At 65.3% G+C, this 15509-nt stretch carries 16 protein-coding genes and 1 pseudogene; 4 read left to right on the top strand and 13 right to left on the bottom strand.

Translation table 11 applies throughout. From position 1 onward, the window contains the following. Positions 1–290, bottom strand: a pseudogene (locus tag V7778_RS19640) (sensor histidine kinase); the annotation flags it as partial. A 312-nt stretch (positions 291–602) separates the two neighbouring features. On the opposite strand from V7778_RS19640, the gene V7778_RS19645 reads away from it, so the two are divergent. After that, a complete protein-coding gene (locus tag V7778_RS19645) occupies positions 603–1541 on the top strand; it encodes an exopolyphosphatase (protein ID WP_335558353.1) in 939 nt (312 codons plus the stop codon). Between the two features lie 129 nt (positions 1542–1670). Here V7778_RS19645 and V7778_RS19650 read toward each other — a convergent pair whose 3' ends face one another. From V7778_RS19650 to V7778_RS19665, 4 genes are all read right to left on the bottom strand, one after another. Further along, a complete protein-coding gene (locus tag V7778_RS19650; protein ID WP_335558355.1) occupies positions 1671–4049 on the bottom strand; it encodes a sensor domain-containing protein in 2379 nt (792 codons plus the stop codon). A gap of 129 nt (positions 4050–4178) precedes the next feature. Then, positions 4179–4478 (bottom strand): hypothetical protein, encoded by a 300-nt coding sequence (locus V7778_RS19655; RefSeq protein WP_335558357.1) that lies wholly within the window; start codon positions 4476–4478, stop codon positions 4179–4181. Between the two features lie 255 nt (positions 4479–4733). After that, positions 4734–6002 (bottom strand): nitronate monooxygenase, encoded by a 1269-nt coding sequence (locus V7778_RS19660; protein ID WP_335558359.1) that lies wholly within the window; start codon positions 6000–6002, stop codon positions 4734–4736. A 156-nt stretch (positions 6003–6158) separates the two neighbouring features. Beyond that, positions 6159–6644: a YajQ family cyclic di-GMP-binding protein gene (locus V7778_RS19665; RefSeq protein ID WP_211522231.1), complete on the bottom strand. Its 486-nt coding sequence runs from the start codon at positions 6642–6644 to the stop codon at positions 6159–6161. A gap of 143 nt (positions 6645–6787) precedes the next feature. Between V7778_RS19665 and murB the strand changes: the two genes are divergently transcribed. Both murB and V7778_RS19675 read left to right on the top strand, forming a co-directional pair. Further along, a complete protein-coding gene (gene murB / locus V7778_RS19670) occupies positions 6788–7816 on the top strand; it encodes a UDP-N-acetylmuramate dehydrogenase (RefSeq protein WP_335558362.1) in 1029 nt (342 codons plus the stop codon). Positions 7817–7826: 10 nt separating this feature from the next. Continuing rightward, positions 7827–8537 carry an SDR family oxidoreductase gene (locus V7778_RS19675; RefSeq protein WP_335558364.1) on the top strand — a complete coding sequence of 237 codons (711 nt, stop codon included), beginning with the start codon at positions 7827–7829 and terminating at the stop codon, positions 8535–8537. Positions 8538–8543: 6 nt separating this feature from the next. Here V7778_RS19675 and V7778_RS19680 read toward each other — a convergent pair whose 3' ends face one another. The 8 genes from V7778_RS19680 to V7778_RS19715 all read right to left on the bottom strand — a co-directional run bounded on the left by V7778_RS19680 (position 8544) and on the right by V7778_RS19715 (position 14725). Further along, positions 8544–8834 (bottom strand): GIY-YIG nuclease family protein, encoded by a 291-nt coding sequence (locus V7778_RS19680; RefSeq protein WP_335558366.1) that lies wholly within the window; start codon positions 8832–8834, stop codon positions 8544–8546. 157 nt (positions 8835–8991) lie between these two features. Continuing rightward, positions 8992–9330 carry a YkgJ family cysteine cluster protein gene (locus V7778_RS19685; protein ID WP_335558368.1) on the bottom strand — a complete coding sequence of 113 codons (339 nt, stop codon included), beginning with the start codon at positions 9328–9330 and terminating at the stop codon, positions 8992–8994. A gap of 76 nt (positions 9331–9406) precedes the next feature. Continuing rightward, positions 9407–10639 (bottom strand): argininosuccinate synthase, encoded by a 1233-nt coding sequence (locus V7778_RS19690; protein ID WP_335558369.1) that lies wholly within the window; start codon positions 10637–10639, stop codon positions 9407–9409. 143 nt (positions 10640–10782) lie between these two features. Further along, the gene (locus V7778_RS19695) at positions 10783–11181 is read right to left on the bottom strand and encodes a VOC family protein (RefSeq protein WP_335558371.1); all 399 of its coding nucleotides are present in this window, start codon (positions 11179–11181) and stop codon (positions 10783–10785) included. Then, positions 11178–12107, bottom strand: a complete 930-nt coding sequence (gene argF / locus V7778_RS19700) for an ornithine carbamoyltransferase (protein WP_335558373.1) — start codon at positions 12105–12107, stop codon at positions 11178–11180. The genes V7778_RS19695 and argF overlap by 4 nt, the downstream gene beginning before the upstream one ends. 130 nt (positions 12108–12237) lie before the next feature. Next, the gene (gene rsgA, locus V7778_RS19705) at positions 12238–13137 is read right to left on the bottom strand and encodes a ribosome small subunit-dependent GTPase A (RefSeq protein ID WP_335558375.1); all 900 of its coding nucleotides are present in this window, start codon (positions 13135–13137) and stop codon (positions 12238–12240) included. After that, positions 13134–13466 carry a 4a-hydroxytetrahydrobiopterin dehydratase gene (locus tag V7778_RS19710; RefSeq protein WP_335558376.1) on the bottom strand — a complete coding sequence of 111 codons (333 nt, stop codon included), beginning with the start codon at positions 13464–13466 and terminating at the stop codon, positions 13134–13136. Before V7778_RS19710 ends, rsgA begins: the two co-directional genes overlap by 4 nt. Then, positions 13463–14725, bottom strand: coding sequence for a M48 family metallopeptidase (locus tag V7778_RS19715; RefSeq protein WP_335558378.1), 1263 nt, complete (start codon positions 14723–14725; stop codon positions 13463–13465). Before V7778_RS19715 ends, V7778_RS19710 begins: the two co-directional genes overlap by 4 nt. A gap of 62 nt (positions 14726–14787) precedes the next feature. Here V7778_RS19715 and orn point away from each other — a divergent pair, with 62 nt between their 5' ends. After that, on the top strand, positions 14788–15375 hold the full coding sequence (gene orn / locus V7778_RS19720) for an oligoribonuclease (RefSeq protein ID WP_211522220.1): 588 nt from the start codon (positions 14788–14790) through the stop codon (positions 15373–15375). The last annotated feature ends 134 nt before the right edge of the window (positions 15376–15509 follow it).

Here is a 15509-nt window from a genome sequence, read left to right on the forward strand (position 1 = left end):
GCGCCGGGGCGGTTCTTGCGCGGGTTGAAGTGGATGCCGCTTTCGTCGATCAGGATGCTGGCGTCGCTGCGGCGCGCGGCGTCGCGCTCGGCGCGGGCGATTTCTTCCTCGGCCGGGCCGTTGAACAATTCTTCCTGCAGGATGGCGCCGGCGGTCAGGGTCAGGATCGCGAACAGGAAGAATTTCCACCACGACAGCTGCGTCACCCAGGTCGCCACGGCGTCGAAGCAGCGGTACAGCCACGACAGGATGCTCGAAAAATAATGCTGGGTTGTGCTGCGTGCTTGCATGTCGATATCGTTTTCTGTCAGTAGACCACGAGCCAAAGCGGCGAGTGTAACGCCTGCCGTGCTCCCGGCGCCGGGAAACATCCTTTCCCGTGCAATCCGACTGTTGGGATGATGCAACTTTAACCCTTGGCCGCCGCGCTTGCCAGCCCCCTGCGACAGCCTGCAGGAATCGGGGAACAGGCTGCGCCTACCCGGTCCGAATGAGCTAGCGCAAGAGCTGTCAATTGGAAACATAGCAAGGTATGATAATTCTCCGCCTGGCCGGCAGCCACGCCGGCCGAGTCCTCAATCCGAAGATGAAAGGGTGTGCCGATGTCTGCAGTTCCCGGAAAATTCCGCCTTGTTACCCGCAGCGATTTCGACGGCCTGGTGTGCGCGGTGCTGCTCAAGCACCTCGACCTGATCGACGACATCCTGTTTGTCCATCCGAAGGACATGCAGGACGGCAAGATCGCCATCACCGCCCACGACATCACGACCAACCTGCCCTATGTGCCGGCGGCCCACCTGGCCTTCGACCACCACCTGTCGGAAACCCTGCGCAACACGGGGCGGCGCGAGAACCACATCATCCATCCGGAAGCGCCCTCGGCGGCGCGGGTGGTCTACGACCACTACGGCGGCGCGGCGACCTTCCCGGCGGCGTGGCAGGACATGATGGCCGCGGTCGACAAGGGCGACTCGGCGCGTTTCTCGCGCGAAGAGGTGCTCGACCCGCAGGGCTGGAACCTGCTCAACTTCCTGATGGATGCGCGCACCGGACTGGGGCGCTTCCATGCCTTCCGCATTTCCAACTACCAGCTGATGATGGCGCTGATCGACCACTGCGCCACCCACAGCATCGACGAGATCATGGCGCTGCCGGACGTGCGCGAGCGCACCGCCCTGTATGTCGAGCATAGCGAGCTGTGCAAGGAACAGATCCGCCGCTGCGCGCGCGTGCACCGCAACCTGGTGGTGCTCGACCTGCGCGAGGAGGAAGTGATCTATGCCGGCAACCGCTTCATCATCTATGCGCTCTTCCCGGAGACGAACATCTCGATCCATGTGCTGTGGGGCGTGAAGCAGCAGAACACCGTGTTCGCGACGGGCAAGTCGATCCTGAACCGCAGTTCGAAGACCAATATCGGGGCGCTGATGCTGGAGTACGGCGGCGGCGGGCATGAGAATGCGGGGACCTGCCAGGTGTCGAACGAGATGGCGGAGGAGGTGCTGGGGGCGCTGGTGAAGAGGATTACGGATGAAGGATGATGTGGTTTTCGTTCGCCTACCCGGGTCGTAACTCCTGTCATCGCCCCTCAAAACCGTCATCCCCGCCCGCGCGGGGATGACGGTCTCCAGGCTGGAGGGATAAGAGCGACGAGGATGCGCTCACTACGCTCACTGCGCCTGCTGCCCCTGCTGTCCCTGCGCCAGCATCCTGTGCGCCGCCTCGGCCGCCAGCGGCTCGCTGAACCACTGCCCCTGCAGCTGGTCGCAGCCATGCTGCCGCAGGAAGTCTACCTGCGCCTCGGTTTCCACCGCCTCGCCCACCACCGACATCTCGAGGTTGTGCCCGATATCGATCAGGGTCTTGGCGAGGGACGACCCCGCCCCCTGGCCGGCGATGCCGTGCACCGCCGCCTTGGACAGCTTCACCTGGCGTATCGACAGCTGCTGCAGGAAGGACAAGTCCGAAATGCCGCGCCCGAATTCGTCCACCGACAGCACCGCGCCGACTTCGCGCAGCTGGGTCGCCAGGTCGCGCCCGATGCCGGGGCTGCGGATCAGGTCGGCCTCGGGGATCTCGATTTCCAGGCTGCCCGGCGGCAGGCCGTATTCCTCCAGGCGCGCCGCGATGCCGGGGATGAAGCCGGGACGGCTGTACTCGCGGTGCGAGACGTTCACCGCCACCGGCAGCCCGGTGTAGCCGGCGTCGCGCAGCTGGCGCAGGAAGTTGCAGGCCTGGTCCAGCACCCAGTTGCCGATCTCGACGATCCGGCCGCTTTCCTCGGCCTCGGCCAGGAAGGCGGCCGGCAGCATCACCCCGTGCTCGGGATGGCGCCAGCGCAGCAGGGCCTCGAAGCCGCGCACCTTGCCGCTCTTGGCGTCCATGCGCGGCTGGAACAGCAGGAACAGCTCGTCGCGCGTCAGCACGTCGCGCATGCTGTCGGCCAGGGCGGCGCGCGCCTGGCTGGCCGAACGCATCTCGGCCGAGAAGAAGTGGACGCCGCCGCCGTTGTTCTTGGCGCGGTACATCGCCATGTCGGCCGCCCGTACCAGTTCGGCCGGGGTGAGGCCGTCGCCGGGGAAGGCCGCCACGCCCAGGCTGGCGCCGACCGGGATCTCGTTGCCGGCGAAGGCCACCGGCATCACCATGGCGCGGCGCAGGCGTTCGACCATGCGCAGGGTGAAGCGCAGCGAGGGCTGGTCGACCAGCACCAGCACGAATTCGTCGCCTGACAGGCGCGCCACCGTGTCGCTGTCGCGTACCGCCGACTGCAGGCGCCGCGCCACTACCTTGAGCACCACGTCGCCGGCCGCGTGGCCGAAGGTGTCGTTGATGGTCTTGAAGTTGTCCAGGTCCACCAGCACCGTCGCCACCATGGTCTGGTGGCGCTGCGCCAGGTGCACGGCATGGCCGAGGCGGTCCCACATCAGGTTGCGGTTGGCCAGGCCGGTCAGGCCATCGTGGTTGACCTCGTGCTCGAGGTTGGCGGTGCGCTGCTTGAGGGCGGTGACGTCGGTGATGATGCCGACGAAATGGGTGACCTGGCCGTGCTCGTCGTGCACCGGGGTGATGCTCAGGTCGTTCCAGAACAGCTCGCCGTTCTTGCGCTGGTTGCGCAGCACCACCTTGATGGGCCGCAGTTCGCGCAGGGCGACCCGCACCTGGGCGCGCTCGTCCAGGTCCATGCCGGGCGCGGCCATGAAGCGCGAATCGCGCCCGATCACTTCGTCGCTGCAGTAGCCGGTGATGCGCTCGAAGGCGGGATTCACGTACTCGATCGGGTGTTCGTCGCCGACGCAGCCGGTGATCACGATGCCGTTGCTGGCCGCGTGCAGCGCCCGTTCGTACAGGCGCATCCGGCGCTCCCGGTCGCGGCGCGCCGAGATGTCCAGGCCCATGCCGAACAGGTAGGTGTCGCCGTTGCAGGCGATCGGCGCCCCGCCCAGCAGCATCGGCGTCTCGCGTCCGCTGCGCGACACGTAGTCGGCCTCCATCGATACCTCGGCGCCGTCCTTGAACACGCGCCGGATGTTCGCCAGGGCCGCTGGACGGTCGCGGAAGTCGAACAGGTCGAGGGCATGCGTGGCGGCGACCTCGTCCGGCATCATCTCGCTCAGGCGCTCGAGGTTATGGTTCCACAGTACGAAGCGGCCGGCGCGGTTGATGACGTAGAAGGTGCCTGGCAGTAACTCGACAATCTTGGACAGGGGCGTGCGGCCGACGCGTTCGCTTTCGGATGCGTCGGCGGGAGGAGTGGCGAGGGTGACGATCCAGGCGCGCGGCGCGCCTTCCTGCCCATGCAGCGCGGCGAGCGCCAGCGTCGCCTCGTGCTGCTCGCCGTCCGCGGCATGGACCTGGACATGGGCGGACCCCGCCGCGCTGAGTTCGGGCCAGGCGGGACCCTCCGCCAGCAGGGTATCGAGCGTCTGTCCAACGGCCTGGGCCGTGCCGATGCCGAACAAGGCTTCGCATGCGGGATTCCAGGCGGTGATCCGGCCCGTATCGTCCGTCAGAAAGCTGACCTGCTCCGGTTCGTCGGTCGTCGGCATTGCTTGCCTCGCACAGAGGGTTCGCTGCAAACCAGCTTACACCCGTTTCGGTGCGCGTGGCGCGAACGACCCCCGATGGGCGCGGGCTGACGAAAAAAGCGGTTGGCGCCGGGGCGCCTGAGGAAAGCCTTAGTGGAAGATGCCGACGGCGAGCTCGGCCCAGGTCACGAGCAGCGCGCCCAGCAACACCAGGCCCAGCAGCGTGCGCTCGCGCGGCGCGCGCACCAGGCGCGACAGCAGCACCCAGGCGCTGCCGGTGCCGACCAGCAAGATGCCGGCGGCCACGAAATCGGAGCCGGTCCAGTCGACTTCGCGGGTGAACTGCATGGCGACCAGGGGCACCAGCAGCAGGCAGGCGGTCGCGAGGACGACGCGCAGCAGGCCGGTCGTGACGGGGCGCGGCGAGGGGTGGCCGATGGTGGGGGACATGGTCATCTCCGTTGGAGTGAAGGCGATGTTGAAATAGTATCGCAGGTTGGGGCGTTGCGGTAGGGTTGGCGGCCTTGCCCCCATCCGGTGATGGGCGACAGAAAGATCATCCGGCGCGAGAGCGGAGCCGGTAGCCATCAGGCCACTGGCCTGAACCGCCCCGCCCACCCTGCAGCGGGCGCCGCGTCAACCTCGTTTGTGAACGGCAATAAAAAAGCCACGGACGACCGTGGCTTCTCGCGGAACGAGGCACGCTTACGCCGCCACGATCTCCTGCTTCTCCGGCAGCGCGATCTCGTTGTTCACGCTGAACTGGTAATCCTTGAACACATGCTCGGCCGACAGGATCTGGTAGTTGCCATCCGCCAGCAGGTGGGTGGTGTCCTTCAGGCGGTAGGTATAGTGTCCGCAGGTCCAGCAATTAAAGTTGCGCATGTGGGTGCACAGGCAGGTCTTGTCCATGACCACGATGTTCTTCGGGTCCGGGCTGGCCTGCACCTCGCGGTTGTACGAATTGATGTAGGCGCAGTTGCCGGTGGCGTCCAGCAGGTAGCCATAGGATTCGCAGCCCGGGCGGATGCCGGAGCCGATCGCCGGGGTGTTCTTCAGCATGCGCATCGGATAGCCGGTCGGCGACAGGCCGTTGACTTCGATGTCGTCCTCGCCGGCGCGGAAGTATTCCTGCTTGACGCTGTCCGGCAGGCCGCATTCGTGGGTGACGGTGAAGCGGGTCGCCACCTGCACGCCGCCGGCGCCTTTTTCCAGGAAGCCGGCCGCATCGCTGCCGGTGAACACGCCGCCGGCGGCGATCAGCGGGATGTCCAGCTGCTCGGCGCGCATGTAGGCGTGGATCTCGTCCATGATGGTGTGCAGGTCGTACTGCTTCCAGTCATCGATGCCGAAACCCAGGTGGCCGCCGGCCAGCGGGCCTTCGACGATGATGTAGTCGGGCAGGCGGTCCAGGCGCGAGACCTTGCGCAGGAACAGCTGCAAGGCGCGCACGGAGGACACGATGATGCCCAGCTTGGCGTCGCGGAAGCGCGGATGGTCCTTGATCAGCTCGAAGGAGCCCAGGTGCAGGCCGGCCGACATGGTGATGCCGTCGATGCCGGCGTCCAGGGCCGACGCCAGGCGCGTGCGCAGGGTTTCCTTGGGCGCGTTCATGGTCAGCTTTTCCATGCAGTTCACGAAGACCAGGCCATTGCCTCGCTTCGCTTCCATGGTGGCGCCGACGTGCAGGCGGGTCGCTTCGGCCAGGCGGTCCAGGTCGAACTGGACCACCGCCTTGTTCATGTTGTTGATGTTGAATTTGTAGAGTTTCGTCTTGTCCTTGACGAAGGTAGTGTCGAACTTGCGGTCCGAGACGTCTTGCACCATGGCATCGGAAATATGGCCGATACCGCCCAGGCGCGCGGCTTCCAGCGCCAGCTCGGATGTCGAGATGTCCACACCCATTCCGCCGATCATGATGGGCACGTATTCCTTGTTGCCCAGCTTTAAGCGGAAATCATCAACACGTTTCATTGCTATCCTTAGACTACTGGTCTCTTCGGGTACAGCCGCGCACGACAAAAAAGACATGTACGCACGGCCTCATTCTACCCCAAGCGGGTTCCGGTCCCCGGGACGCTTGGTCCCGGGCAGGCTGTGGCGGGCCGGTGCGCCGGCCCTGGTATGCGCTTAGTCGCGGAAGTTATTGAACGCCAGCGGCAGTTCCTGGACATCCTTGCGCAGCAGGGCCATGGCGGCCTGCAGGTCGTCGCGCTTGGCGCCGGTGATGCGCACCGATTCGCCCTGGATGCTGGCCTGGACCTTCATCTTGCTTTCCTTGATCACCTTGGTGATCTTCTTGGCGTCCTCGGTCTCGATGCCGTTGCGCACCTTGATGACCTGCTTGACCTTGTCGCCGCCGATTTTCTCCACCTTGCCTTCGTCCAGGAAGCGCACGTCGACCTTGCGCTTCGACATCTTGTTGATGAGGACATCCTTGACCTGGCCCAGCTGGAAGTCGGCGTCGGCGAACAGGGTGAGTTCGCGTTCCTTCTGTTCGACCTTGGCCGAGCTGCCCTTGAAGTCGAAGCGGGTGGTGATTTCCTTGTTCGACTGTTCGACGGCGTTCTTCACTTCGACCATGTCTGCTTCGCAGACGACATCAAACGATGGCATGGTTCTTCCTTTTCTTATGTTGCATTTAGATGAATCCCTCTATTTTAACGGACAACCGTGCAGACCGGCGACCTGTTTTGCCAGACCGGCAAGGCGCGAGGGGGCCTTCCCACTATAATGGAACGAAAAACCCAGACCACGCCATGCATCCAGACCTGTCCCTCGTCCACGACCAGCCGCTCGCTTCCTTCAACACCTTCCGCATTCCGGCCCGCGCCCGCCATTACCTGCGGGTCACCGGCGCCGGACAGCTGTCGGCGCTGCGCGCGGACCCGGAGCTGGCCGCGCTGCCGCGCCTGGTGCTGGGCGGCGGCAGCAACCTCCTGTTCACGCGCGACTTCGACGGCATCGTGCTGCACATGAGCGGCCAGGGCCGCGAGATCCTCGGCGAGCAGGACGGCCGGGTGCTGGTGCGGGCCCAGGCCGGCGAAAACTGGCATGCCTTCGTGCGCTACACGCTGGAGCAGGGCCTGGGCGGCCTGGAAAACCTGTCGCTCATTCCCGGCACGGTGGGCGCCGCGCCGATCCAGAATGTGGGGGCATATGGCACGGAAACCAAGGATGTGTTTCATAGCCTGACCGTGTTCGATATGGCCACCGGCGAGGTGCGGACCCTAAACGCGCAAGACTGCCGTTTCGGCTACCGCGACAGCATCTTCAAGCATGCCGAGGGGCGCGAGCTGGTGGTGCTGGACGTGAGCTTCGCGCTGCCGAAGGACTGGACGCCGAACCTGCGCTATGCCGAGCTGGCCCAGGCGGCGCAGGACGCCGGCCTGGCATCGCCCACGCCGGCCCAGGTGGGCGCCCTGGTCGAGACGATCCGGCGCCGCAAGCTGCCCGACCCGGCCGAGATCGGCAACGCGGGCAGTTTCTTCAAGAACCCGGTGGTGTCCGGCGAACACTGTGCGCGCCTCCTGGCGCAGTTCCCGAACCTGGTGCACCACCCGCAGCCGGACGGGACCGAGAAGCTGGCCGCCGGCTGGCTGATCGACCAGTGCGGCTGGAAGGGCCGCAGCATGGGTGCGGCGGGCGTGTATCCGAAGCAGGCGCTGGTGCTGGTGAACCTGGGCGGCGCGAGCGGCGAGGAGGTGGTGCGCCTGGCGCGCGCCATCCAGGCCGACGTCGAGGCGCGCTACGGGGTGGCGCTGGAACCGGAGCCGGTATTCATCTAGGGGAGACGACATGATCAAGGCAATCGTGACCGGCCACACCCGTGGCCTGGGCGCCGCGGTGGCGGCGGAGCTGGTGGCGCGCGGCATCCCGGTACTGGGCGTGGCGCGCGGCCATGCCGAGATCGGCGAGGGCATGGAGCAGGCCGTGGTCGACCTGTCGGACGGCGCGGCTCTGGCGGCCTGGATCGCCGGCCATGCGCTGCGCAGTTTCCTGGCCGGCTGCGACCAGGCGCTGCTGGTGAACAATGCCGGCATGGTGACGCCGGTGGGGCCGCTGACGGACCAGGACCCCCTGGCCGCCCTGCGCGCCGTGACCCTGAACGTGGCCGCGCCGCTGGCGCTGTCCGGCGCCTTCGTGCAGGCGGCGCCCCAGGCCGAGCGCCGCATCCTGCATATCTCGAGCGGGGCGGGACGCAGCGCCTATCCCGGCTGGAGCGTGTACTGCGCCACCAAGGCGGCGCTCGACCAGCACGCGCGCGCGGTGGCCCTCGACGGCGATCCGCGCGTACGGGCCTGCAGCCTGGCGCCGGGGGTGATCGATACCGACATGCAGGCCGAGATCCGCGCCACGCCCGACGAGAAATTCCCGCTGCGGCAGCGCTTCGTGGACATGAAGGACAGCGGCGTGCTCTTGGCGCCGGCGGCGTGCGCGGTGCATGTGGTGGATTACCTGCTGGCGGGGGAATTCGGGGGCAGGGCGGTGGATGATTTGCGGGGCTAGCGTGAGCTAGCTTAGGGTAGGGTAGAGGTCGAGCCAGGTGGGGTTGGTGGATTGGATCAGGTTGATTTTCCAGTCGCGGTTCCAGTGCTTGAGTTGTTTTTCGCGGGTGATGGCGGCCATGATGTCGGTGTGGGGCTCGAACCAGACCAGGCGTTTGATCGTGTATTCCTTGGTAAAATCCTCTACCACACCGTTTTGATGTTCCCAGATGCGCCGCACGAGATCGGACGTCATGCCGACGTAGAGCGTGCCGTATGGCCGGCTGGCGAGGATGTAGACGTACGAGGATTTGTCCATGGCGGACAGTGTTGCGTTGTCCGCTACGGTTTGCGTTGTGGGCTCTCAAAGGAACTTGGGTCCCCGCCTTCGCGGGAATGACGGAATTGAAGCTGGCAACTTCGGCAGCTCTTTTGGCACGCACCCCTCAAACCGTCATTCCCGCGAAGGCGGGAACCTAAGTTTGCTCGCACGTCCCAACACCCGCAATCGCCGCCAACCCGTGCTTCTCCCGCGCCCGACAACACTTCTCATCCCCCACCTGCACCTCCCGGCACACCCCCGGCCTGTGCGCATACACCCCGCACGCCATCGCCCCCGCATCTCCCTTGCCCAGCGCCGCACAATACGGCGCCGACGCATTGGTCCCCTTCATGCACGACAAATGCGGCGTCACCTGCTCGGTCCACCCCTCGGGCAGCCCGCGCTCGAGCGCCTCGGCCCAGTAGAAGGACACACGAAACGACTTGCAGCAGGCGCCGCAATCGAGGCAGATGTTGTCATCGCGATCACTCATGGTCGCCGATTCTACCGCGGCCGCGGGACGAAAAAAAGCCGCCTACAAGGCGGCTTCTTCAATCCCGAAAAAGGGATTACTGCCCGCGCTTGGCGCGCGCCTTGGCGGCGATGCGCATGCGCAGGGCGTTCAGCTTGATGAAGCCGCCCGCGTCCGCCTGGTTGTAGGCGCCGCCGTCCTCGTCGAAGGTGGCGATGTTCATGTCGAACAGCGAATCGGTCTTCGAATCGCGCGACACCACGATCACGTTGCCCTTGTACAGCTTCAGGCGCACCCAGCCGTTGACGCTCTTCTGGGTGTGGTCGATCAGGGTCTGCAGCGCGACGCGCTCCGGGGCCCACCAGTAGCCGTTATAGATCAGGGAAGCGTAGCGCGGCATCAGGTCGTCCTTCAGGTGCGCCACTTCGCGGTCCAGGGTGATCGATTCGATCGCACGGTGGGCGCGCAGCATGATGGTGCCGCCCGGGGTTTCGTAGCAGCCGCGCGACTTCATGCCGACGTAGCGGTTTTCCACCAGGTCCAGGCGGCCGATGCCGTGCTTGCCGCCCAGGCGGTTCAGCTCGGTCAGGACGGCGGCCGGCGACAGGCGCTTGCCATTCAGGCCGACGATGTCGCCCTGTTCGTATTCGATGTCCAGGTACTCGGCTTCGTTCGGCGCCTGTTCCGGCGACACGGTCCAGCGCCACATCGATTCCTCGGCTTCCGCGCTCGGGTTTTCCAGGTGGCGGCCTTCGAAGGAGATGTGCAGCAGGTTGGCGTCCATCGAGTAGGGCGCGCCGCCGTTCTTGTGCTTCATGTCGATCTCGATGCCGGCGTCTTCCGCGTACTTCAGCAGCTTCTCGCGCGACAGCAGGTCCCACTCGCGCCACGGGGCGATGATCTTGACGTCCGGCTTGAGCGCGTAGGCGCCCAGCTCGAAGCGCACCTGGTCGTTGCCCTTGCCGGTCGCGCCGTGCGAGACGGCGTCGGCGCCGGTCTCGTTGGCGATCTCGATCAGGCGCTTGGCGATCAGGGGGCGGGCGATCGAGGTGCCCAGCAGGTATTCGCCTTCATACACGGTGTTGGCGCGGAACATCGGGAACACGAAGTCCCGCACGAATTCCTCGCGCACATCGTCGATGTAGATGTTTTCCGGCTTGATGCCGAACTTGATCGCCTTGGCGCGCGCCGGCTCCAGCTCTTCGCCCTGGCCGAGGTCGGCCGTGAAGGTGACGATTTCGCAGTTGTAATGGTCTTGCAGCCACTTCAGGATGACCGAAGTGTCGAGGCCGCCGGAGTAGGCGAGTACTACTTTTTTGATGTCGCTCATGGAATGTCCAGTGATGGAAGGATGGAGGGGACTAAATGGTCAGCCGGCCCATGGGAGTGCCGCCGGGCGGTGAGCAAGGCGACGGGCCAACGATCAAACATAGGCTTGTGGTGGGTAAAAAGGGTTAATCGTACAACGAAACACTAAACAGCTTCGTGGCAGCAGGCCTCGATGTTGTGGCCGTCCGGATCCAGCACGAAGGCGCCGTAATAGCTGGCATGATAATGCGGACGCGGGCCGGGCGCACCATTGTCGCGGCCACCTGCGGCCAAAGCCGCCTGGTGGAACGCGTCGACCAGCGCGCGGCGCTTCACGCGGAAGGCCACGTGGATGGGCGGATGGTTGACCGGCTTGTCGGCCGTGGCGCCGGTGATCCAGAAGTCGGGCTTGGGCGGCTCGCCGAAACCGGCGACGCCGACGCCGCCCGTGACCGCGGCCGGAATCTCGGCCAGCAGGGCATAGCCGATCGGCGCCAGCGCCTGCGTGTAGAAGGCGCGGCTGCGCGCGTAGTCGGCCACGATGACGCCGGTGTGGTCGATCATGCCCCGTCCTCGATGCGGCCCAGCAGCAGGTATTCGATCAGGGCCTTCTGCACGTGCAGGCGGTTCTCGGCCTCGTCCCAGACCACCGACTGCGGGCCGTCGATCACTTCGGCCGCGACTTCCTCGCCGCGGTGGGCCGGCAGGCAGTGCATGAACAGGGCATCGGGTGCGGCACGCGCCATCTTGGCGCCGTCCACGATGAAGCCGTCGAAGGCCTTCAGGCGCTCGGCGTTTTCCTTCTCGTAGCCCATGCTGGTCCAGACGTCGGTGTTCACCAGGTGGGCGCCTTCGCAGGCGTCCGAGGGGTTGTCGAACAGGGTGTAGCGCCTGGTCGAGACCAGCGCCGGGTCCAGCTCGTAGCCCTTGGGCGTGGCCACGTTCAGGTGGAAGCCGAAGACTTCGGCCGCCTGCAGCCAGGAGTACAGCATGTTGTTGGCGTCGCCGATCCAGGCCACGGTCTTGCCGGCGATCGAACCGCGGTGTTCGTAATACGTGAACACGTCGGCCAGCACCTGGCAGGGGTGGTGTTCGTTGGTCAGGCCGTTGATCACCGGTACGCGCGAGTGGGCGGCGAAACGCTCGATGATGTCCTGGCCGAAGGTACGCACCATGATGATGTCGCACATGCGGGACATGACCTGGCCGGCGTCTTCCACCGGCTCGCCGCGGCCCAGCTGGCTGTCGCGGGTGTTCAGGTAGATCGCCGCGCCGCCCAGCTGGTGCATGCCGGCTTCGAACGAGAGGCGGGTGCGGGTCGAGCTCTTCTCGAACACCATCACCAGGGTGCGGTCGACCAGCGGGTGGTAGACCTCGTAGGCCTTGAACTTGCGCTTGATGACGGCCGCGCGCTGGATCACGTATTCGAATTCGTCGCGCGTGAAGTCGGAGAACTGCAGGAAGTGCTTGATCGGAGTGGTGCCTGGCATAGTGGGATCTGCTGTCTAGTGTCCTTTCGATTATAAGGGGTTTTGCTTGCCGCTAGGGAAAGCACCCGAAAACCGGAAAGGCAGGTCATTATTTCCCGCGCAAATCATCATTGCGCGGGCATTCAACTCATCAATAAAGGGTTTGCGCGGACTCGTGCAGCAGCTGGGCGTAGAGCTCGTGGCGCATCTTGGCGATCTTGCCCTCCGCCACCGCGCCGAGCACGGCGCACTGGGGCTCGGCCAGGTGGCGGCAGTTGTAGTACTTGCAGCCGCCCAGGTAGGGTGTGAACTCGACGAAGGCGCGCTCCAGCATGCCCTCGGTCAGGTGATAAAGACCGAACTCCTGGAAGCCGGGCGAATCGATGATCGAAGATCCCGCGCTCGCCCCCTCCAGCCAGTACAGGCGGGTGAAGGTCGTGGTGTGCTTGCCGGTGTCCAGCGCTTCCGAGATCTCGCGCACGGCGATGTCGGCGTCCGGCACCAGCAGGTTGATCAGCGAGGACTTGCCCATGCCGGACTGGCCGATGAAGATCGAGGAGTGGCCCTCGAGCAGGGGCATCAAGGTGGCCACGGCTTCCTCGGGACGGGCCCTGGCGGACAGCTCGTGCACCGGATAGCCGAGGGCCGCGTAGACGGCGACCCGTTCGCGCGCGCGCGGCAGATTGTCTTCGACGTCGATCTTGTTGAGGATCAGGTGGGCCTCGATGCCGGCCGCCTCGCAGGCCACCAGGGCGCGCGAAACCAGGTCGTCGGCGAAACCCGGTTCGGTGGCGACGACGATGAAGAGGCGCGAGATGTTCGCCGCCAGCAGTTTCGATTTGTACTGGTCCGAGCGGTAGAGCAGGGTCTTGCGGTCGGCGATGCGCTCGATCACGGCCTGGTCTTCGGAGGTCTTCTTCAGGTGGACGACGTCGCCCACCGCCACATTGGTCTTCTTGCCGCGCGTGACGCACTGCAGCTTCACGCCGCCGGCATCGGCCAGGTAGTGGCGGCCATGGGCCGCGATGATGGTGCCTTTCAGTTCGCTCATGCCGCCGCCCCTTGCGCGAACAGCGCGTCGGTCTTGGCCGCGCACAGCACATCGTTCATGCTCAGCGCGTTGCCGGCCGAATGCGTGGTCCAGCCGACGGTGCAGCGGCCCCAGCGCACCAGCAGCTCGGGGTGGTGGTTTTCCTGTTCGGCCATGACGGCGACCGCGTTGACGAAAGCAATCGTGGCGGGGTAATCGGCGAACCTGAATTCGCGGCGCAGCATGCCGCCGTCGATCTGCCAGTCCGGCACCTTGCTGCGCAGGGCGGCGATGGAGGCCTCGTCGAGCGCCGGGGCGCCGTGGGTGCAGTGGCGGTGCAGGAGGCTCATGCGGCCGCCATGGTCAGCTGCTTCACCCGGATCGAGGCCGGCGGATGCGAATCGTAGAAGGCCGAATGCAGCGGGTCCGGGGTCAGGGTCGAGGCATTGTCCTCGTACATCTTGACCAGGGCCGAGACCAGGTGGCGGTAGTCGGTGTGCCTGGCGGCGAAGGCGTCGGCCTCGAATTCGTGCTTGCGCGAGGTGAGGGAGCTCAGCGGCGCCAGCACGAAGGTGAAGATCGGCAGCACCAGCGCGAACAGGATCAGGGCCATGCCGTCGTTCGAGGCGTTCATGAAGGGCAGCACGCCCAGGCCCGTGTAGAACCAGGCCTGGTTCTTGAGGTAGCCGAGCAGGGCCAGGAAGCCCAGCGACAGCGCGAACATCACCACGATGCGCTTGACGATGTGGCGCAGCTTGAAGTGGCCCAGTTCGTGCGCCAGCACGGCCTCGATCTCGTGCGGGTCGAGGCGCGCCAGCAGGGTGTCGAAGAAGACGATGCGCTTGTTGGCGCCGAAGCCCGAGAAGTAGGCATTGCCGTGGGCGCTGCGCTTGCTGCCGTCCATCACGAACAGGCCCTTCGAGGCGAAGCCGGTGCGCGCCATCAGGCCTTCGATGCGTTCCTTCAGGCTGGCGTCGGTGAGGGGGGTGAACTTGTTGAACAGGGGCGCGATGACGGTCGGGTAGAGCACCATCATGAGCAGCTGGAAGCCGCTCCACACCAGCCAGGTATAGAACCACCACAGCTCGCCGCTCTTGTCCATCAGGGTCAGCACCACCCACAGCAGAGGCAGGCCGATCGCGGCGCCTACCAGCACGCTCTTGAGCATGTCGGACCACCACAGGGCCTTGCTCATCTTGTTGAAGCCGAAGCGTTCTTCCAGCACGAACTGGCGGTACCAGTCGAAAGGCAGGTCGAGCAGGCCGGACAGCACCGCGAAGGCGGCCACCAGGGCCATCTGGTGCGCTAGTCCGGGGCCGGTCAGCGGCAGCAGGGAGAGCGACAGCCACTGCAGGCCGCCCAGCAGGGTGAAGCCCACCAGGGTGAGGGCGCCGAAGAGCAGGCCCACGATGCCGAAACCCGTCTTGGCGACGGTGTAGTCGGCCGCCTTCTGGTGCGCATGCAGGGGCACTTTGGCGGCAAACTCGGCCGGTACGCTGGCGCGGTGGCGCAGCACGTGGCGGAGTTGCCGGCTGGCTAGCCAAAAGCGCAGACCAAGCGTGAGCAGCAGAAAAACGACGAACAAGACCGAAAACCCGAGTGAAGACATGTGTGCCTGTGAGAAAATGCAGGATTGATTGATCAGACAATCTTTAGGAATAAGCGAGAATTATGTCACAAGCCACTGAAACGCAATTGCCGGGTATTGCCCAGGAACGTCCGAACGAATTCAACCTCGTCTGGGTGGACATGGAGATGACCGGCCTGGATCCGGACACCGACCGCATCATCGAAATCGCCGTGATCGTCACCGACGCCCAGCTGAACGTGGTCGCCGAAGGCCCGGTGTTCGCCATCCACCAGAGCGACGAGACCCTGGACAAGATGGACGCCTGGAACAAGGGCACCCACGGCAAGTCGGGCCTGATCGACCGCGTCAAGGCCTCGACCGTGGACGAGGCGCAGGCGGAAGAAGCCCTGATCGCCTTCCTCAAGCAGTACGTCCCGGCCAACAAGTCGCCGATGTGCGGCAACTCGATCTGCCAGGACCGCCGTTTCATGGCGCGCGGCATGCCGAAGCTGGAAGCCTTCTTCCACTACCGTAACCTGGACGTCTCCACCCTCAAGGAACTGTGCCGCCGCTGGAAGCCGGAGCTGGCGACCGGGTTCAAGAAGCACCAGAAGCATACGGCGCTTGCGGATATCACGGAGTCGATCGAGGAGCTCAAGTATTACCGCGAGCATTTCATCAAGCTCTGATTGTTCGGTTTTTCACGCAAACTTGGGTCCCCGCCTGCGCGGGGATGACGTGCATATGTGCGTAACCGAAGCGGCTGTCGCTGCTTGCTCGCATCGGCTGTCAAGGTCATCCCCGCGAAGGCCGGAACAATGCC

Source organism: Massilia sp. DD77 (genome assembly GCF_036961685.1).
Taxonomy (GTDB): domain Bacteria; phylum Pseudomonadota; class Gammaproteobacteria; order Burkholderiales; family Burkholderiaceae_D; genus Telluria.